This is a genomic window from Rhizobium sp. P1_C7 (assembly GCF_056406295.1).
In genome coordinates, this window is sequence record NZ_JBFUAL010000010.1 from 72,600 (window position 1) to 90,902 (window position 18,303).

Sequence of the window (18,303 nt, forward strand, 5' to 3'; positions counted from 1 at the left end):
CTGATCCTCCCTGTGCGTTCAGCAAGCTGAATCGGCGGCCCTGAATTGGTTCGGTTGTTGGCCTTTTTCCTTGATATGCTCGATGCAAGGGGGATCGGTGGCGATCGCCATGTAAACAAGATGCGCGTTGGCCCCAACGAAGGTAGCGCCGATCATGCCGATCACCAGCCATTTAAAGGCTCTTGGTATAGGTCTCTTCCTATGGGCCATCACGGCGGTCCCCCGCCCAGCTTGTTCACATAAAGCGCGAGTATCTTTATTTCTGCAGGGCTGAGACGCTCGTCCCAGGTGGGCATATGTCCCTGCCGGCCGCCATGGATCGACTGGATGATCCGTTCGATACCCCCGCCGTAAATCCAGTGACCATCCGTCAGGTTCGGCGCGCCGACGTCCTGTTTGCCTTTTGCATCGGCGCCGTGGCATGCCACGCAGGTAGCCATGAACACCTGACGGCCAGCAGCGATCTGGCTGGCGTCTACGGCTTCGGCAGACGAATTGCTTAGCGAGTAGACATAGGCGGCGACGTCGCTGACCTGTTTTCGGTTGAGCATTTCGTCCGCTCCGAAGGCAGGCATCTGCGAAACGCGGCTTTGTGAGTGCGTCGTATTTACTCCCACCGTCATCGTCTGGACGATCTTTTCCGGTCCACCACCCCAAAGCCAGTCGTCATCGGTAAGATCGGGATAGTCACGTCCGCCCTTTCCGTCTCTCCCATGACAGGCGGCACAGTTGTCTCCGAACAACTGGTGACCACTGGAGGCCACCTTCTGCATCAGCTTGTCGTCTGCGCGAATTTCGTCGAAGGAGCTGGTCTCGATCTTCTCGATCCACTGGGCGCGCGAAGCATCAGCCTCGACGATCTTGCGCTCCACCACCTGCCTTTGACCTGTCCCGATCAGGCCCCGCGTATACGTGCTTCCAAGCGGCCAGGCTGGATACAGGATCCACCATAGAGCTGCGAACAGGTGCGTTATGATCAGGAACACCAATACTCCGCGCGGCACCGGGGTATCCAGCTCCTTGATGCCGTTCCAGATGTGCCCCGTTGTCTTCCGGCCTGTTACGGGATCGACTTCCTCTATCGCCATGGGGTGTCGTCCTTGTCGAATATGTCCGTTTCCGCCCGGTCGAAACGCGCTTTGTTTGAAGGCCAGAAAGTGTAGACGACCACCCCGATCGAAAACAGGATGAGATAGAACAGGCCCCAAACCTTGGACAGTTCCAACATTGTCTCGTGGGTAACATCCATTTCAAATCCCCTGAGGATTTAGTTGTTGGGGTCTGGCATCTTCTCCGGTGCCGCAGTGTTCTGATAGGCCGCCTTTGTCAGCCGACCGAGGACCTGCAGATATGCGACCACGGCGTCCATTTCAGTCACGCTGGTTTTTACGCCGTCAAACGCAGAGACCTGTGTATCTTGCCCGTAACGTTCCACGACGCCTGAGGATTGATCGCTGTCCGGATTGGCTTGGCCGAGGGCGTCGGCCGCTGCGTTTGCGACCATTTCATCTGTGTAAGGCACTCCCACGGTTCTCAGTGCCGCCAGCTGATCGCGCAGATCGGCAAGATCGAGGGTGGTTGTTGCCAACCATCGGTAGGACGGCATGTTGGATTCCGGGACGACGTCGCGAGGGTTGATCAAATGCGCCACATGCCAGATATCGGAATACTTGCCCCCGATGCGGGCTAGATCGGGACCTGTGCGTTTCGAGCCCCACAACATGGGATGGTCGTACTTGGATTCGACGGCAAGCGAGTAAGGGCCGTACCGCTCGACTTCGTCCCGCAGCGTCCTGATCATCTGGCTGTGACAGGCGTAACAGCCTTCCCGCACATAGATGTTGCGTCCGGCCGCCTCGAGAGGGGTGTACAACCTCATGTCGGGGGCGTCTTCGACCGTCTCGTGGATCGTGAATAGCGGGGCGATCTCGACGAGCCCACCGACGCTTCCCGCCACGACGATGGCCAACATGAACCCGACGGCCGTCCGTTCCAGTCTTCTGTGCAGAGGGTCGCTCATCTCTCACTCCGCCGGCGCGTTGTCGAAAACGCCCGAAGGCAGCGGCGCGTCGTGAGGCGCTCCCGCGGCGGCGGGAGCCGTCCGGACTGTCATCCAGACATTGAAGCTCGCCACGATCGCCCCAAGAAGAAATAGCAGCCCGCCGAAGGTGCGTGCGATATAGTAGGGATACATCGCCAACAGACTGTCGACGAACGAAAAAACCAAGGTGTTGTCAGCCGAATATGTACGCCACATCAAGCCCTGGATGATGCCGGAATTCCACATGGCGAAGACGTAGATGAGCGTGCCTGCCAGCGCCAGCCAGAAGTGGACTTCAACCAAGGTCGACGAATACATCCTTTCGCGCTTCCATATCGATGGAATGAGTGTGTAGAGCGAGCCAAATGTCATCATGGCCACCCATCCCAGCGCACCGGCATGAACGTGGCCTACGGTCCAATCGGTATAATGCGAGAGCGAATTCACGGGGCGGATTGCCATGAACGATCCTTCGAATGTCGACAGCCCATAGAAGAACGCCGCCATCATCATGAAACGGAGAGTGGCGTCATCACGGACGCGGTGCCAGGCACCATTCAAGGTGAGCATTGCGTTTCCGGCGGACGCCCATGACGGGACAAGTAGCATCACGGAAAACGTCATCCCAAGGTTTTGCACCCAGATCGGCAACGCAGTGTAATGGAGATGGTGGGACCCTGCCCACATGTAGAAGAAGGTGATCCCCCAGAAGCTGAGAATGGACAACCGGTAGGAAAAAATCGGTCGTTCGGCGCGGATGGGAAGGTAATAGTAGAGCATTCCCAGGAAGCCTGACGTCAGAAAAAACGCCACGGCGTTATGCCCGTACCACCATTGGACCATCGCATCCTGTACGCCCGGCCACACCGTGTAGCTTTTCGCATGTGCCAACGACACGGGCACCGCCAGGTTGTTGATGATGTGGAGAATCGCCACGACGATAATGAAGGCGAGATAGTACCAGTTGGCGACGTAGATGTGAGGTTCCTTGCGCCGTGCCAAGGTGCGTACAAAGAGTGCGAAATAGACCACCCACACGATCACGAGCCAGAGGTCGGCGTACCATTCCGCTTCCGCATATTCCTTGGATTGGGTGACGCCCATGAAGTACCCGGTGACGGCGATCAGACAGAAAAGGTTGAAGCCGAAGACCACGAACCAGGGCGAAAACTGATCGGCCAATCTCGCGCGCGAAGTTCGTTGAACGACATGGAATGAAGTGGCGATCAACGCGTTTCCGCCGAAGCCGAAGATGACCCCGGTCGTATGGGTGGGCCGTATTCGGCCGAAGCTCGACCACGCCGTATCAAAGTTCAGGATTGGCCAGGCGAGCTGGGCTGCCGCCCACACGCCCATGAACATGCCAAACACCGCCCACGCCAATGTGAGCGCCACGCCGACCTTGATCGGATCATCATAGTAGCTGGAGAAGCGCGCGGCGTCGGGCTGCTTGCCGAAAGCCAGCGACAGGACGTACCAGAGCAGCGCTCCGGCATAGAGGAGGACGACAACGCCGTGAATGCCAATGGGATCAAAACGTCCGGCCGCCGCCATCGCGACACCGATGACCATCAACGCCACGAGTATGGCTGCTGCGAGGTCTCGTTCCCCGGTTGTAAGCTGTCCCATGCTCCATCCCCCCGGCTGAGGCAGCGATGGTGCTCTATAACGATATGAAAAGCAATCGCTTCTGGAATTTACAGCCCGCGAGGCGCAAGCATGCTGCTTCCTAAGGAACCGACCGAAGGTCTCGAGTTTTCTGGAGACGGGACGCCAGTCGAAACCGAGTTGCTGCGGGGCGGGCCAACGTTGTCGACCTACTCTGATTTCAGGGAGTGGTTCGACAGCCGCAAGCACGACTTCGGGAAGTGCAGGTTTGGAAGGAGCTCCCCGACCCCGAATGCCGGCTTCTCGTTGGTCAGTGCTTCGGCTCACCCGACTTGACGATGAAGGGAACGTGTCGGTCGCAAGGACGACGAACGACGCTGAGCAGACGGCGTCGGACAATCGAGGATCGACGAAATGCGTTCAAGCCATGCTTCGGCGCCCGTACATGTCGAAAAGGTCACGACGTCTCGGTGGCGATGTTCGTCAAAGGGCCTCGAGATCCAGAGCAATAAAAGGCTCCTCCTCGAGAAGCCGAATTGGACGTGAGAAGGGACTTCTCATATGTCTGGTGCAGAATGGTCCCCATCAATCTGCCGACCCTTCAAGGTATCAGCACAGACGCACCCACGGTTTTCCTGGCTTCGAGCAGAGTATGTACGGCTGCCGCCTGACACAGCGGGCGTGTTGTCACGATATCGGCCCGAAGCTGTGACCTCAGCAGTCCGCTGAACAGGTCGGCGGCCCGTGCCTCCAGATCCTTTCGGCAGGCAACATAGTCAAACAGCACCGGCCGGTTTGCAGAAAGCGACCCCGCCGCCAGGTCCGAAAGCGCGAAATCCCGGATCATGCCGGAGGATTGCCCGAAATTCACATACATCCCGAAACGTTGCAGGCATTTCAGCGATCCGCGCCAGGTGTCTTGCCCTACGCTGTCATAAACGACGGCGCATCCCTTGCCCGCCGTCAGGTCGCGGACAGCAGACACGAAATCATGCTCACGGTAATTTATAACGTACTCGTAGCCATGCCGCAGGGCCAGTGCGACCTTATCTGCTGACCCCGCGGTTCCGATCGCATGGACACCCAGCGAGTTCAGCCACTGCCCCAGCAGCAAGCCGACGCCGCCCGCCGCGGCGTGGACCAGCACGGTATCTCCCGGCTTTACGGCATAGGATGATGTAATCAGATATTGTGCGGTCAATCCCTTGAGCAGCACGCTCGCGGCGGTCTCGTCGCTGATACCGTCGGGAATGAGAACCAATCGATTTTCCAGCATGATACGCTGCTCACGATAAGCACCGTATGGCGTGACGTAGGCAACGCGGTCTCCCGGGCGAAGACCTGTCACACCCGTGCCAATCTCCTGGACGACCCCGGCAGCTTCGCCACCGGGGATCATTGTCTCTTCAGGCCAAGCGTAAAGGCCGCTGCGGTAATAGATATCGATGAAATTGACGCCGATGGCCGTTTGGCGCAACAGGACTTCGCCAGGCCCGGGGCGTCCCGTCGCGACGTCGCTCCAGACAAGCGCTTCCGGGCCGCCGGGCTTGAAGGCAACCAGACCCTTGCTCATTGTCGCCTCCGTCAGCTCTTAACGTCGAATTCCGGGTCCACCGGGATCTGCATGGCGGTAACAAGATGGTTTGTCTGCGCCGCAAGACCGATGACCGCCAGCAATTCGGCATGCTGCGCTTCGCTCATGCCCTTGGCGCGGGCCGCCGCAGTGTGAGAGTGAACACAATACTGGCAGCCATTGGCCGTCGATACCGCAATGTAGATCATCTCGCGCACCAGCGGGTCGAGGACACCATCGGCCACCATCACGGCTTTCAGCTGCTCCCAGGTGCGTTTCAACAGAGCCGGATCGAAGGCGAGCCCACGCCAGAAATTGTTGACGAAATCCGACTTTCGTGTCGCGCGAATGTCGTCGAACACCGCCTTCACGGCCGGAATGGCATCAGCGTCTGCGTCAGTCAGCAATTTTACGGTTGTCATGGTCTTTCTCCTCTCAGGCGTGCGCCCAATCCCAGTAGAGCGAGCGAGCCTTCTTGGCTATCGGCCCGAAATCGAACGCCTTGTCATCGAACCCGATGACCGGGACGACCTTGGACATGTTTCCGGACGAGAAGATTTCATCGGCCTGTCGAAAATCCTCGACCCGCAACGACACTTCATGAACCGTCACGCCTGCTGCACGCAGAAGTGCTATGACACGTTGGCGCGTGATGCCGTCCAGAAAGGTGCCGTTTGCCACCGGCGTGAACACTTCGCCACCGCGTGCCATGAACACGTTGGACGTCGCCAGCTCGGCGACGTTGCCATTGCCGTCGGTCACCAGTGCGTTGTGAAAGCCTCTCGCCTTGGCTTCGCGCATCATGCGTGCATTGTTGGCGTAAAGGCAGGCGGCCTTGGCGTTGACCGGCATCACCTCCAGCGTCGGGCGGCGAAAACTCGTCGTGGTGATCGTGAAGCCCACCGGGTCCACCATCGGGATTTCTTCCAGACAAAGCGCGAAATCGGTGGATTCGGCCAGCGGGGGCACGGTGCCAGAATCGCTTTCCTCTGCCCAGTACATCGGCCGGATATAGACATCGGTGCCGGCCGGGAATTTCTTCAGTCCTTCGCGCGTCAACGCCTCGATATCGCTGCCGGACAGTGTCGGCTTCAGGCCCAACACTTCAGCAGACGCGTTCACGCGGGCCGAATGGCGATCGAGATCGGGGCTGACGCCCTCGAACAAGCGGGCGCCGTCAAAGACCAGCGAGCCGAGCCATGTCGCATGTGATGCCGCGCCGAGAATACGCACGTCGCCCTCATGCCAAGCGCCCTTGTAGTAGGTCCAGGTGGTGCGTCTGTTTGTCATGTCAAAGTCCTCATCGATTTTGGGTGCCTCGCCCGTCAGTGAACGGCGGCGTACATGATTTTCTCTTCCGTCGCCTCGGAGGGCGAGAATTCCTCCACGATACGGCCCTGCCGGCAGACGAGAATACGGTCGGAAAGGTTCTTGATCTCCGGTAGATAGGAGGAGATCACGACGACAGCGAGACCTTCGTCAGCGAGCCGATTGATGATCTGGTGAATTTCCGCAATCGCGCCGACATCGACACCGCGTGTCGGCTCGTCGAAGATCACGATCCGAGGTTTCTGTACCAGCCCCTTGCCGATTACCACCTTCTGCTGGTTGCCACCGGACAGTTCGACCACGCGAGCGTTTTCGTTGATCGCTTTAATGTTGAGGTTCCTCGTCCATTCGGCCGACAGGTCCCGCATCTCCTTGCCGTCGATGATCCACGCCTGCTCATGGCCGGCGGCAAGCAGTCCCGAGAACAGGTTTTCGGCAATCGACATGGTTTCGAAAAAGCCTTCGCTTTTGCGGTCTTCCGTGACGTAGACGATGCCGTCCTTCATCGCCTGGCGCGGAACAACGTAGCGCACCGGCTTGTCGTCAAGTTCGATGGTTCCGCCGCGTTTGAAGTCGCGCTTGTAGATACCGGCGACAATCTTGAACGTCTCGGTACGGCCGGACCCGATCAGGCCGAACACACCCGTGATCTGTCCTTCGAAGATGGAAAAGGAGTTGTTGCGCACGATGTTGCTCATCGAGATGTCCTGCACCGACAAGACCTTCTTTCCCGGCTTGCGCAGCGTGGCATCGTCACGCTGTTTATAGAGTTCGGCCGATAACGTACGTCCGACCATGGCAGCGATGATGGCTTCGCGATCGAAGCTGGCGGTATCGCCGCTCGCCACCACTTCGCCGTCGCGAAGGATGGTGATGCGGTCGGAAATCATCAGTGCCTCTTCCAGCGCATGGCTGATGAAGACGATGGAAACACCTCGTGCCTTCAGCCGCCGAATTAATGCGAAGAAGTGGCGCTTCTCCTCTGGTGTCAACGTCGCAGTCGGTTCGTCGAAAATGATGATCTCTGCGTTGTGGTGGACCGCACGGGCAATTTCCACCATCTGTCGTTTGGCTGCTCCGAGCGTCTCCACCATAGCCGAAGGATCGACCGCAAAATTGAGCGACTGCAGGAACTGCTGCGCAGAAATATAGGTTCCCCGCAGACGGTTCAAAAATTTCTCTGAACCAAGATAGAGGTTCTGCGCCACCGTCATGGACGGCACGAGGCTTGTCTCCTGAAACACCATGGCGATGCCGGCGCTGAGCGCCGCATGCGGCGTGGCATAGGCAACCTCGCACCCATGATGAAACAGCTTTCCCGATGTCGCTTCCACGACGCCTGCAATGATCTTCGTCAGCGTCGACTTGCCAGCGCCGTTCTCGCCGAGGAGCGCATGCACTTCACCCTTGCGCAGATCGAAGTTGACAGACTTCAGGGCGGGTACGCCGCGATAGGCCTTTGTTGCACCTTCGAGACGGACGATCGTTTCCGGATCGGATGGGGTCATGTCAGTGCGCCTCTTCGGGGTCTGCGGGGAGCGCCAGAATGCAATCGCCTCCCTTCGATGCCGCAAACAGCTGGCCGTTCATTTCCACAGCGCTGCAGATGCCGTGGCGGGCGCCATTGGCGCGGCTATGCAGGCTGTCGAGCGGTTGCATGGCATCGTCGAGACGCACGACAAGTCCGTAGGAGCGGCTCGGAGACCAGGGCTTGTGGATCCCCATCGTCTTGATGCCTCCGCACTGCAGCGGTTCAAGGAAACTGCGGCTGGAGGCTAGCGCCGGCGCGATCCAATATTCGCGCGGCACTTCTGTCATCATGTCGCGGCGATACTGGCTTTCCTGCAGGATGAACTCGATCAGGCGGTTGCGCGGCGCAAACAATGACAGCCAAGCGCCGCCTGCGGCCGCTTTGCTCAACCGCGCGGGATAACCAGGCAGATGATCGAGAACCGTCTTGCGGCTCCCATCTATACCATTGACGTGGACAAGCCGGTGCGCCCAGCTTTCACTGAAAACGACACCGTTTGCGGTGGGATAGAGCCCATAGGGAAAGGCAATCTTGTCCGCGATCAGCTTGAACTCAGTGCTGTGCAGATGTCTTTTCCATATCGAGCCGGAGCGACCCTTCTGCATCAGATCTGAGGCCCAGGCGGATGGGGAATGCTCGGATGAGCCGTTGGCCAGCCACAGCGCACCGTCCGGGGCAAAGGCAAGGGCGGTGATGCATCGCACCGCGCCGGGCAATTCCACATCATTGCCGCTTATCAACAGATGTCCGGTGTCAAGCCCGACAGCAAGCTCGCCGGTGGAAGAAGCGGCAACGGCCGTAACCATCGCGTCAAATGTCTCGACAACCACCGGCTCTTTGCCAGCCTCGATCACAAACAGACCATTGCCGCTGCTTGCGATCAGCCGTCCGTTGGAAATCGTCAGATTGTCCGCATCGGACAGCGTCGAAAAGACATCGGCTTCATCCAGTCTCGTGTTCGGCCGGAATGCACCGTCGAGAGGGGGGATGGTCACCGCCTTGCCGCGGAACAGATCCAGGAACGGATCGAAAATCATGGCGTGGTCCCCCAATAGGAGGTGGCGCTGGTCCAGGTCTCGTCTGCCCCGGGTATCCTGTAGCGTCCGATGCGGTTGTTGAGGATGCCGCCGATGAACAGGTAGCCCTTGTGCTCGCGCATCGATGTGACCATGGGGTGAGACGTGCCGGAGAGATCGCCGAACGTATCGACGATTTTGCCCGTTTCGTTGAATTTCACCACACCGCCGGTGTTGATGTTCGGAAACAACCACTCGTCCTGCGGCAGGCGCCGGGTCATGCGCTTTCGCATGGCGGGATGGCGCAGCGACAGGTCGAAACTCGGCGTGCGCATGCCAAGCCAAGCCATCCAGTAGCTGCCGTCGGAGGCTCGGTTGATATTGTCGGGGTATCCGGGCATGTCCTTGATGATGCACTCCGCGGTACCGGCCTTGGGGCCCTCCAGCCAGTAGCGGTGGACGCGACAGGCCCAGCTTTCGGCGAAGAACAAAGACCTGCCGTCATGGGCGATGCAGACGCCATTGGTATAGCGATAGCCATCCAGCAATGTCCTGGTGGAACCGTCCTTGGGATCGTAGACGAGCAGGCGACCGGTCGGCCGGTTTTCGATCGAATCCAGAGCCCAATCGTGCGCATCGTAGCGCTTGGTGGAGTCGGTAAAATAGATGCGGCCATCCGGGGCAATGTCGCAGTCGTTCGGATCACGAAGACGGGCATCGTCGACCACCGACGTCCAGGAGCGTGCCGTTTCTGCAGACAGCTTGGCGACCTCGCGTTTCGGCGAAATCGAGTACAGCCCCATGGCCCCCACGCAACTGATGAGGTTTCCGGAGCGGTCAAAGGCGAGGCCGAGCGGAAACCCGCCGATATGAGCGAACACTTCGGAGCGATTGTAGTCAGGCGCGAAGAACCGGATAATTTCGCCATGGCGCGTACCGCAATAGAGGTGATCGTCGCGGTCGAGGATCACGTCCTCCGGACCTTCCAGTTGACTAAGGCCGATGAAATCGGTCTGCGATAGTCGATCGTTGAGGGCATAGCCTGTACCAGAGCCGGGGACGGCAGACTGGGTTTCGCCCATTTTCAGGTAGACGGGTGCGACGTAGACCTCGTTGAGGACCTTGTGCCGGTTCTTCAGCCAGCGGATATCGATGGTGACGGCCGCGGCCAGCATCAGGCCCAGGACCATCTGGTTGGTACCGGTGCCATAACCCAGCCGGATCAACCCATTTGTCATGACTAGCACAATAATTGCGCCCATCATGCCTTTTACGACCGAACCGCGCCCGCCGCCAAGACTGTTGCCGCCGACAACAGCCGCTGTCAGCGCCAGAATTTCAAGATTGAGACCTGTTCCCGGACCGGCGCCGCTTAACCTGCAGGCCAGCAGGAAGCCTGCGATCGAGGCGCAGAAGCCGGAGAAGACATAGGTCATGAAGACCGTCTGCCGGACCTTGATCCCGGCATTGTGAGCCGAGCGGCGCGAACCGCCAACGGCCAGCACATGCCAGCCGGGGCGCGAACGCGTCAATGCGATATGGGTGACGACCGCCAGAACGACCGCGCTCAAAACGGAAATCGAGAAGCCGTGGAAGGTGCCGTCGCCGATGTAGTCCCATGCCTCAGACGAGGCGAGCGACATCTGGATCCGGGCTGCGAAGTTGATGACCAGGATATCGAAGATGGCCCGACCGATGATGAAGGTGACCAACGTCGTCAGAAAGGCGCGAAGCCGCAAGAAGCCGACGAGGTAGCCGTTGAGAGCGCCCAGCGCCACGCCGGTCGCAAGCGATGCGAGCAGCGCCATCCAGACGGGCTGCTCGAAAATGAAGAACACAGAGACCGCGGCGAAGGTCGATAGTGCAAAGATCGAGCCGACCGACAGATCTATGCCGCCCCCGAGCATGACCACGGTCAAGCCCGTGACGACAATCGAGAACTCTCCCAGCTGTCGGGTCGAATCCTGCAGGGAGGAGAGTTTGAAGAACCCCTGGATCGCGGAGCCGAAGGTCGCCACGGTGATCACCAGCGCGAGGAACGGAATCGCGTTGTCCGTCCAGCGTTTTGTGAGGATCTCACCGACCAGATGATCGGGAATCAGGTTGTATCGCCACGACTGCAGGCGTTCGCGAAGGGACATTGCGTTATACCAAGGCACTGGAAGGGAAAAGGACAGACGGCCGGAAATGGTCCGGCCGTCTGTCGCGAGGGCAAGTGCTTACTTGGCAGCTTCGGCCTGCAAGGCCTTCAGATCCCAGCAACTGTCGGCCTTGAGATCAGCCTTGGTGGTCGCCTTTTCCAGCGTGTAGATAAATGTCTTCGACGTGCCAGCCGGCTGACCGCTCTGCAACAGGAACTTGATGATGGCGTTGATGTCGCGCGACTGGTGGTGCAGGTCGGTCATGACGACGGCACCGTAGGTCCCGTTTTCCAGGTTGTCACAATCAGCAGCCTTCTCGCCGCCACCGGTGGTCACGAGGAAGACCTTGTCCTGAAGCTTGGCATCGCGGATCGCAGCCGACGCACCCGTTGCATCGCCGTCCCAGAAGTCGATGATGCCGCACATGTCGGGGTTCTGCTGCAGCATCGTGGTCGTCACGTTGCGCGACGTAGTGGCGTCCCAGTTCGAATCCGGCTTTGCAACGACCTTGAAGTCAGGGTTCTTTTCAAGAACCTTCATGATGCCGGCATATTGGTAGAGACTGGAGGCGTTGACCTGATCGCCCTGCACAAGGCCGATCTTCTTGGAGGAGTTCGGGCCGCAACCCTTGATGACGGCTTCTGCCTCGAGCTGACCAAGCTTGTCCCAATCCGAACCCACGAAAGCGTCAGCCGGGAAGTTGGCCGGGTTGTCGATCAGGATCACATAGATGCCGGCTGCCTGCGCCTTCTTGAAAAGACGCGAGTAGGAATTGAGATCCGGTGAATGCACGATCAACACATCCGGCTTGTTGTCGGAGGAGATCGCTTCGGTGATCGCCTGAGCACCCGCTTCCGTGCTCCAGTTGGGGTCTCGGGTCTCGAAGGTGCCTCCGAAAGCGTCGACTTCCTTCTTGATGTAGTGTGCCCAGCCCTGCGCCAGGTCGAAGCCCATGGCGAGAGGGATGAGCATCACGCGCTTGCCCTTGAGCGCCTGGGCATAGGCAGCCGGGCCCGGATCTTCCTGCGCCTGCGGCGCGGTGGCAAAAAGTGAAATGGAAAGCGTGGCAGCAGCAGCCATAAGCAAATTCAGATATTTCATCATGTTTCCCCTCTGCGGTAACGATTGGTAGTATGGCTATCCGCCCTACAGGCGGCAGTGATCGATTAAATGTCGCCTTGCTGGGCAGTCTGCTCGTCGCGCGGATTGATCACGCCATCGACAATGATGGCGGCGAGCAGGATCGTCGATTTAATGAGGTTTTGGTAAATCAGCGGAATGTCGATGATCGTCATCGCATTCAGCATGATGCCGATCAGGGCTGCGCCGAACAACACGTTGCGAACGCTGCCTTTGCCGCCCGCAAGGCCAATTCCGCCGATCACGGCAACCAGCACGATATCGTAGAGCAGGGTCGAATTGACGATGCGCGTGTTGATGGAGTGAAGGCTTGCCGCCGTCAGCAACCCAGCCGAAAAAGCAATAAGCGCCGATAGGACATAGCGCAACACGAGCATGGGCCGAACGGGAATGCCGATGTTTCGTGCCGCAACCGGATTATCGCCCGCGAAATAGACGTAGCGGCCCCATTTCGTATAGCGCAGGAAAAGGAATGTCGCGAAGGCGAGGGCGGCGAAAATGAAGACTTCCACCGGGACATTCAAGAAACGCAGGCCGCCGAATAGCTCGATCCAGTGGCCAGGTGGCACCGGCACGGCATCCTGGGTGATCAATTGCGAGCGCACAGCGCCGAAGACGAAGGATCCGCTGGCAAGAGTTACGAAGATTGCCGGGACGTCAGCATAGGCGACCAGAAACCCGTTGAGCAATCCAACTCCAAGCACGCCGGCAAGTACCAGCGTAAGCGCCACCCCATCACTCGTGCCGTTGCCAAGAAGCTGCAGATACCACGCAACCGACATCGCCATGATCGCCACGGCCGACAGATCAATGCCACGCCCGATAATGACAATGGCCATTCCCAGCGCCAGGATGCCGAGAACCGAGACCGAGCGAACGATGGCAACGATGTTGTCTGCCGTGAAAAATCCGGGCAGGCCTATCGAGGCTGCGACAAAGATGAGGATCGCTATGATCAGGACAACGCGTTCCTGATCAAGGCTCCTCCAGCCGATATTGCCCATGAATGTCCCCGCGCCCCATATCGTACCTTGGCCTTATTCTTCATCGGCCCGAGGTAGCGCGCAAAGATAATCTTGTTAAAATCAATTCGTCCAATGAATCTTTTCACTCTTCATCCATGCGGATTTGGAATGATTTGTCAGGCGACATGCAATCGATTGCCGCGCCGGGGAGCCGCCTCATAGGTCGCATCATCCTTTTCATTGAGGATATGCAGACGCAGGGCTTCGACGAAACGGACGCCATAGGATGGCAGGGGTGCCCGGCTGTTCCACATCGCGCAGATATCGAAATGAATGAGTTCTCCGCGAAGTGTGATTGGCCGCATGACCAGCGGTGTCTGCAACCGCGCCGAGGAAGGCACGACGGCGACACCGTTTCCGCCAGCAGCCATGGCAAAGAGCGTATGGGGTGAATAGCTTTCCAATATCACCGAAGGCGTCTCGCCGCTCAGACGGCAAGCCGCCTCAAACACCTCGCGCGAGGCATGACGCTTGTTGAGTGTGAGGATCGGCAACGCCAGAAGGGCAGTGATCTCTATCGGTTCTTGAATGTTGTCCAGGAACTCTGTGGTCGCGACAGCCAGAAAACCCAATTTGCCGAGGCTGACCATTTCGAATATATCGATCGGCGCCGAGGGCGCCGCGCTGATGGTCAGCTGGATGGCCCCTTCGCGCAGCTTTTCGGCAAGTTCCGGACCCCCGCCGTCCTCGAGGCGTATATTCACGCCGGGATTACCCGCCTTCCATTCCTTCAGGAACGATGGCAGGTACCGCTCGATCAATTGCGAGCAGGCCCCGATCCTCAGGATGCCGGTCTCGCCCTGTGACAGATCGTCTGCCAGTGTTCTGAGGTTTTTATCGGCAATGAGGACTCCGTTAATTCGCGCAAACAGCGCCTCGCCTTTTGCGGTCAGGCGAACATTGCGGCCAGACTTTTCGAACAGCTTGACGCCCAGATAGTCCTCAAGTCCCTTTATCTGACGCGAAAGGGCAGACTGTGTCACGTTCAGCCGCTGGGCAGCCAACGTAATATTCATCAGCTCGGCAGCCATGACAAAGCCGGTAAAATTGCGAATATCCATTCGTTTGCCCTTAGTCCCGCACGAAGCCGATTATGGCCGGTGTCTCCGCAATTCGGAAGGTCTGCCGGCCGGAATTTTGCGAGAACGCGAAAATCGACAGCACGCCACGGCACGGGAGATTCTTCGATACCTGAAGGGCAGACATGCTATGCCTATAGCGAGTTGCTGTTTTTTCCGGACTGTAGCGCGGATTGTCCGCTTGGCTGACGGCGGCGCACCGATCATCCTGCCATCTCGAGCGTCGAGGAGTTCCCCCAATGCTCATCCGCTATGGTTACGATATTACCGTGACCTGCCAACAAGCGACACCGATGCTGACGATGCTGGCTCCACGCAGCGAACGCGCGCCTGATGTCCGTTCTCCCGATGTGGTCGTCACAAGCCCGCAGACGAAAACGACCACTTACGCCGACCTCTTCGGCAACATTTGTCGCAGATTTATTGCCCCCGCGGGCGACCTGCAGATCTGGGGCGACGGCACGCTCGAAGATAGCGGCGATCATGATCCGGCTTTTTGGGATGCCAGAGAGGTTCCGGTCGCAGACTTGCCGGACGAATGTCTCATTTATCTGATGGGGAGCCGATACTGTGAAACCGACCGTCTCAGCCAGATCGCATGGGATACGTTCGGACACGTCCCGGCTGGCTGGAGCAGGGTCCAGGCAATTTGCGATTTCGTGCATCAACACATCACCTTCGGCTATCAGGATGCCCGTTCGACGCGCACGGCGCTGGAAGCCTATCAAGAGCGCATCGGGGTGTGCCGCGATTATGCGCATCTCGCCATCGCGCTGTGTCGCTGCATGAATATTCCGGCGCGCTACATCAATGGTCACCTTGGCGATATCGGCGTTCCGATTCTGGATCCGATGGATTTCAGCGCCTGGATTGAAGTGTATCTAAATGGCCAGTGGATGACGTTCGATCCGCGAAACAACATCCCCCGCATCGGTCGCATTGTCGTTGCTCGCGGGCGCGATGCTGCCGATGTCCCACTGATCGTTTCTTTCGGTCCGCACGTGCTGAAATCCTTTCGCGTTTGGACATATGAGCTCAACCTTTGAGTTTTGGGCCGCTTCGGTGAGGCATTGCGGCTGGAGGCTTTCTGACCGGAATTCGATAGTTTGGCGCAGTGGTGAGTGAATCCAACCGCCTGCTCCAAGCAATAGGCCAAGCGAGAGGCTGAAGTCCGACCTCTCGTTGCCGCACTGCCTTGCTCGAGGCCCTGGTCGCAACCGAGCCTTGGCAGCGGATCGGCACTGGCACCATAGCCGCTCCCGCCGCTTCGGGCATCTCACCCTGTCGAGGGGCGAAGCATCGCTCCCCGTTGACGAGGATCAAACGGGCACCTTTCTTGATTGGTCTTTTCTTGATGGCTCTCTCAGCGGAAATGGAACCCGCGCAGCGCGATGCTCTCGTTCCGTTACGGACGCTTGGCGCCCGCAAACAGGAGGGCGCGATCGTGTCTCGTAGCTGGCCGGCGGCTGGATTGCTGCCCAATCGTCGTTGGCTGCAAGGGTAGGTCTTTCGCGCGAAGACAGCTGAACCGGAAAAACTTCCTGATTAATAGTCTATAAAAAACATAGAATACCTGTTTATTGATGGCCCGATGACTAGTCTCTGCGCATCGTTAGCTTTCTTCTGGAGACGGCATGTCCCGCCATATTCGCTTCAACGCCTTCGACATGAACTGTGTCGGACATCAATCGCCTGGCCTTTGGAAACATCCGCGAGACAAATCTTGGAAATACAAGGATCTTGACTATTGGCAGGACCTGGCGCGCACGTTGGAGCGAGGGATCTTCGACGGCATCTTTATTGCCGACGTCATCGGCTACTACGACGTCTACAAGGGTTCGAACTATCACGCGATCGAGCAGGCCGCCCAGATTCCCGTCAACGATCCCTTGCAACTGGCGGCGCCAATAGCGCTCGCGACCGAGCACCTCGGAATCGGCATCACGGCTTCAACATCATTCGAGCATCCCTACACTTTCGCTCGGCGTCTCTCGACGGCCGATCATCACACCAAGGGACGCGTCGGTTGGAACATCGTCACCTCGTATCTGGAGAGCGGTGCCAGGAATGTCGGCCAAGCGGGGCTGCAGCGACACGACAACCGGTATGAGATCGCGGCCGAATACGTAGAGGTCCTCTACAAGCTTTTCGAAGGCAGTTGGGAAGAGGGCGCCGTCCTTCGCGATCCGACGCGAGGCATCTTCACCGATCCGAGCAAGGTGCATGAGATCGGCCACAAGGGAAGGTTCTTCGACGTGCCCGGCTACCATCTCTCCGAACCGTCCCCACAGCGTACGCCTGTACTCTATCAGGCTGGAGCATCCGGCCCAGGGAAGGCCTTTGCCGCGGGGCATGCGGAATGCGTCTTCGTCGGGGCGCCGACAAAGTCGCTGCTCAAGGCCTACGTGTCAGAGATCCGGCAGAAGGCCGCAGCCGCCGGGCGTGACCCGCGCAAGCTACTCATCTACAATCTGACTACGCTGATCATCGACGAGACTGACGAGAAGGCGCAGAAGCGGTTCGAGGAATATCAGAACCACTCGTCGTACGATGGCTCGCTGGTGTTCATGTCGGGCTGGAGCGGCGTCGACTTCGGGCAGTATGCCCCGACCGATGCACTGCAGAAAGTCGAGACCAACGCTATCGTCTCGATGGTCGAGCATTTCGCCGGCAAGGACAGGGAGTGGACCGTCGACGAGCTCGCGAAATGGGGCGGCATAGGCGGCGTTGGGCCGGTCTTCGTCGGCTCGCCGAGCACGATTGCCGATATTCTCCAGGAATGGGTGGAAGAAACCGACGTCGACGGCTTCAATCTTGCCTATGCCGTGACGCCCGAGAGCTTCGAGCAGGCGGTGGACCTGCTGGTGCCCGAGTTGCAGAAGCGCGGCGTATATCCGACCGCCTACAAGCCGGGCACCCTGCGCGAAAAGCTGTTCGGCGAAGGTCCGTATCTTCCGAAGAGCCATCCAGCCGACGCCTATCGTGACATCGAGGCCGTGAAGCGTCGGGAAGCGTCGGCTGAACCGAAGACGGTAGGTGCGTGATGCCGGGGCTTCTTCAACTCCACGACGTCTCGTTGTCCTTCCAGGGCGTCCGGGCGATCAACGCGCTGAGCTTCTCCGTGGCGGCGGGTGAGATATGCGCGTTGATCGGCCCGAACGGCGCCGGGAAAAGCTCGTTGCTGAACGTGATCAACGGCGTGTATCGCGCCGACTCTGGCGACGTGGTGTTCGACGGGACGCGCTTCGAAAAGATCCATCCTCAAAAGGCCGCCCGCCTGGGCATCGGCCGCACCTTTCAGCACAACGCGCTTTTTCGCCGATTGTCGGTGAAGGAGAACGTGCTCGCCGGCCTGTCGCGCGAGGGTAGGGCCACATTCGCGGAAAACATATTCCGGTTTGGTCGCGATGGCGGCGAACGGCGGAGCTTCCAGGCTCGTGCGGACCGGATCATCGATTTTCTGGGATTAGGCCGATACGCCGACAGCGTCGTCTCGACACTACCCTATGGCGTGCAAAAGCGCGTCGACCTTGCAAGAGCGCTCGTGGCGGACCCGAAGCTCCTGCTTCTCGACGAGCCGATGGCTGGAATGAACCAGGACGAGAAGCAGGAGATGAGCAAGGCGATCTGCGAGGTCAACAGTTCGTTCGGCACCACGGTCGTCCTCATCGAACACGATGTCGGCATCGTGCTGAACCTCGCGCATCATGTCGTGGTGCTCGACTACGGACGCAAGGTCGCCGACGGCGCTCCGGAGGAGGTTCGAAGCAACCCTGACGTCATCGCCGCCTACCTCGGCACGGTCCATTGAGGAAATCAT

General features: G+C 58.9%; 17 protein-coding genes. 3 read left to right on the forward strand and 14 right to left on the reverse strand.

Features of this window, described 5'->3' with window-relative positions; all coding sequences use genetic code 11:
* Positions 1-18: 18 nt before the first annotated feature.
* The 14 genes from AC1D2R_RS17185 to AC1D2R_RS17250 form a co-directional block, all read right to left on the reverse strand.
* Positions 19-156: a hypothetical protein gene (locus tag AC1D2R_RS17185; protein WP_477968672.1), complete on the reverse strand. Its 138-nt coding sequence runs from the start codon at positions 154-156 to the stop codon at positions 19-21.
* A 53-nt stretch (positions 157-209) separates the two neighbouring features.
* Positions 210-1,088, reverse strand: a complete 879-nt coding sequence (ccoP, locus tag AC1D2R_RS17190; protein WP_477968674.1) for a cytochrome-c oxidase, cbb3-type subunit III — start codon at positions 1,086-1,088, stop codon at positions 210-212.
* Positions 1,079-1,249, reverse strand: a complete 171-nt coding sequence (locus AC1D2R_RS17195) for a cbb3-type cytochrome c oxidase subunit 3 (RefSeq protein ID WP_477968676.1) — start codon at positions 1,247-1,249, stop codon at positions 1,079-1,081. Before AC1D2R_RS17195 ends, ccoP begins: the two co-directional genes overlap by 10 nt.
* 18 nt (positions 1,250-1,267) lie before the next feature.
* On the reverse strand, positions 1,268-2,020 hold the full coding sequence (ccoO, locus tag AC1D2R_RS17200; RefSeq protein ID WP_477968678.1) for a cytochrome-c oxidase, cbb3-type subunit II: 753 nt from the start codon (positions 2,018-2,020) through the stop codon (positions 1,268-1,270).
* Positions 2,021-2,023: 3 nt separating this feature from the next.
* Complete coding sequence (gene ccoN, locus AC1D2R_RS17205) at positions 2,024-3,670, reverse strand: cytochrome-c oxidase, cbb3-type subunit I (RefSeq protein ID WP_477968680.1); 1,647 nt, start codon at positions 3,668-3,670, stop codon at positions 2,024-2,026.
* A 580-nt stretch (positions 3,671-4,250) separates the two neighbouring features.
* Complete coding sequence (locus AC1D2R_RS17210) at positions 4,251-5,222, reverse strand: quinone oxidoreductase family protein (RefSeq protein WP_477968682.1); 972 nt, start codon at positions 5,220-5,222, stop codon at positions 4,251-4,253.
* A gap of 11 nt (positions 5,223-5,233) precedes the next feature.
* Entirely contained in the window at positions 5,234-5,644 is a 411-nt protein-coding gene (locus tag AC1D2R_RS17215; protein ID WP_477968684.1) for a carboxymuconolactone decarboxylase family protein, read from the reverse strand.
* A 13-nt stretch (positions 5,645-5,657) separates the two neighbouring features.
* Positions 5,658-6,512 (reverse strand): branched-chain amino acid aminotransferase, encoded by an 855-nt coding sequence (locus AC1D2R_RS17220; RefSeq protein ID WP_477968686.1) that lies wholly within the window; start codon positions 6,510-6,512, stop codon positions 5,658-5,660.
* Positions 6,513-6,547: 35 nt separating this feature from the next.
* Positions 6,548-8,059 (reverse strand): sugar ABC transporter ATP-binding protein, encoded by a 1,512-nt coding sequence (locus tag AC1D2R_RS17225; RefSeq protein WP_477968688.1) that lies wholly within the window; start codon positions 8,057-8,059, stop codon positions 6,548-6,550.
* Position 8,060: 1 nt separating this feature from the next.
* Entirely contained in the window at positions 8,061-9,119 is a 1,059-nt protein-coding gene (locus tag AC1D2R_RS17230) for an NHL repeat-containing protein (protein WP_477968690.1), read from the reverse strand.
* Positions 9,116-11,239: an ABC transporter permease gene (locus AC1D2R_RS17235; protein WP_477968692.1), complete on the reverse strand. Its 2,124-nt coding sequence runs from the start codon at positions 11,237-11,239 to the stop codon at positions 9,116-9,118. Before AC1D2R_RS17235 ends, AC1D2R_RS17230 begins: the two co-directional genes overlap by 4 nt.
* Positions 11,240-11,317: 78 nt before the next feature.
* Positions 11,318-12,340: a sugar ABC transporter substrate-binding protein gene (locus AC1D2R_RS17240; protein WP_477968694.1), complete on the reverse strand. Its 1,023-nt coding sequence runs from the start codon at positions 12,338-12,340 to the stop codon at positions 11,318-11,320.
* A 65-nt stretch (positions 12,341-12,405) separates the two neighbouring features.
* The gene (locus AC1D2R_RS17245; protein WP_477968696.1) at positions 12,406-13,383 is read right to left on the reverse strand and encodes an ABC transporter permease; all 978 of its coding nucleotides are present in this window, start codon (positions 13,381-13,383) and stop codon (positions 12,406-12,408) included.
* A gap of 137 nt (positions 13,384-13,520) precedes the next feature.
* Positions 13,521-14,465 carry a LysR family transcriptional regulator gene (locus AC1D2R_RS17250; RefSeq protein WP_477968698.1) on the reverse strand — a complete coding sequence of 315 codons (945 nt, stop codon included), beginning with the start codon at positions 14,463-14,465 and terminating at the stop codon, positions 13,521-13,523.
* 257 nt (positions 14,466-14,722) lie between these two features.
* Here AC1D2R_RS17250 and AC1D2R_RS17255 point away from each other — a divergent pair, with 257 nt between their 5' ends.
* The 3 genes from AC1D2R_RS17255 to AC1D2R_RS17265 all read left to right on the forward strand — a co-directional run bounded on the left by AC1D2R_RS17255 (position 14,723) and on the right by AC1D2R_RS17265 (position 18,294).
* Positions 14,723-15,529, forward strand: coding sequence for a transglutaminase-like domain-containing protein (locus AC1D2R_RS17255; RefSeq protein ID WP_477968700.1), 807 nt, complete (start codon positions 14,723-14,725; stop codon positions 15,527-15,529).
* 588 nt (positions 15,530-16,117) lie between these two features.
* Positions 16,118-17,527 carry an LLM class flavin-dependent oxidoreductase gene (locus tag AC1D2R_RS17260; protein ID WP_477968702.1) on the forward strand — a complete coding sequence of 470 codons (1,410 nt, stop codon included), beginning with the start codon at positions 16,118-16,120 and terminating at the stop codon, positions 17,525-17,527.
* A complete protein-coding gene (locus tag AC1D2R_RS17265) occupies positions 17,527-18,294 on the forward strand; it encodes an ABC transporter ATP-binding protein (protein WP_477968704.1) in 768 nt (255 codons plus the stop codon). Before AC1D2R_RS17260 ends, AC1D2R_RS17265 begins: the two co-directional genes overlap by 1 nt.
* The last annotated feature ends 9 nt before the right edge of the window (positions 18,295-18,303 follow it).

What these genes read in the sequence shown, in the direction of transcription:
- AC1D2R_RS17185 (WP_477968672.1), bottom strand. Translation starts at nt 156, where the DNA reads ATGATCGGCGCTACCTTCGTTGGGGCCAACGCGCATCTTGTTTACATG.
- ccoP (WP_477968674.1), bottom strand. Translation starts at nt 1,088, where the DNA reads ATGGCGATAGAGGAAGTCGATCCCGTAACAGGCCGGAAGACAACGGGG.
- AC1D2R_RS17195 (WP_477968676.1), bottom strand. Translation starts at nt 1,249, where the DNA reads ATGGATGTTACCCACGAGACAATGTTGGAACTGTCCAAGGTTTGGGGC.
- ccoO (WP_477968678.1), bottom strand. Translation starts at nt 2,020, where the DNA reads ATGAGCGACCCTCTGCACAGAAGACTGGAACGGACGGCCGTCGGGTTC.
- ccoN (WP_477968680.1), bottom strand. Translation starts at nt 3,670, where the DNA reads ATGGGACAGCTTACAACCGGGGAACGAGACCTCGCAGCAGCCATACTC.
- AC1D2R_RS17210 (WP_477968682.1), bottom strand. Translation starts at nt 5,222, where the DNA reads ATGAGCAAGGGTCTGGTTGCCTTCAAGCCCGGCGGCCCGGAAGCGCTT.
- AC1D2R_RS17215 (WP_477968684.1), bottom strand. Translation starts at nt 5,644, where the DNA reads ATGACAACCGTAAAATTGCTGACTGACGCAGACGCTGATGCCATTCCG.
- AC1D2R_RS17220 (WP_477968686.1), bottom strand. Translation starts at nt 6,512, where the DNA reads ATGACAAACAGACGCACCACCTGGACCTACTACAAGGGCGCTTGGCAT.
- AC1D2R_RS17225 (WP_477968688.1), bottom strand. Translation starts at nt 8,059, where the DNA reads ATGACCCCATCCGATCCGGAAACGATCGTCCGTCTCGAAGGTGCAACA.
- AC1D2R_RS17230 (WP_477968690.1), bottom strand. Translation starts at nt 9,119, where the DNA reads ATGATTTTCGATCCGTTCCTGGATCTGTTCCGCGGCAAGGCGGTGACC.
- AC1D2R_RS17235 (WP_477968692.1), bottom strand. Translation starts at nt 11,239, where the DNA reads ATGTCCCTTCGCGAACGCCTGCAGTCGTGGCGATACAACCTGATTCCC.
- AC1D2R_RS17240 (WP_477968694.1), bottom strand. Translation starts at nt 12,340, where the DNA reads ATGAAATATCTGAATTTGCTTATGGCTGCTGCTGCCACGCTTTCCATT.
- AC1D2R_RS17245 (WP_477968696.1), bottom strand. Translation starts at nt 13,383, where the DNA reads ATGGGCAATATCGGCTGGAGGAGCCTTGATCAGGAACGCGTTGTCCTG.
- AC1D2R_RS17250 (WP_477968698.1), bottom strand. Translation starts at nt 14,465, where the DNA reads ATGGATATTCGCAATTTTACCGGCTTTGTCATGGCTGCCGAGCTGATG.
- AC1D2R_RS17255 (WP_477968700.1), top strand. Translation starts at nt 14,723, where the DNA reads ATGCTCATCCGCTATGGTTACGATATTACCGTGACCTGCCAACAAGCG.
- AC1D2R_RS17260 (WP_477968702.1), top strand. Translation starts at nt 16,118, where the DNA reads ATGTCCCGCCATATTCGCTTCAACGCCTTCGACATGAACTGTGTCGGA.
- AC1D2R_RS17265 (WP_477968704.1), top strand. Translation starts at nt 17,527, where the DNA reads ATGCCGGGGCTTCTTCAACTCCACGACGTCTCGTTGTCCTTCCAGGGC.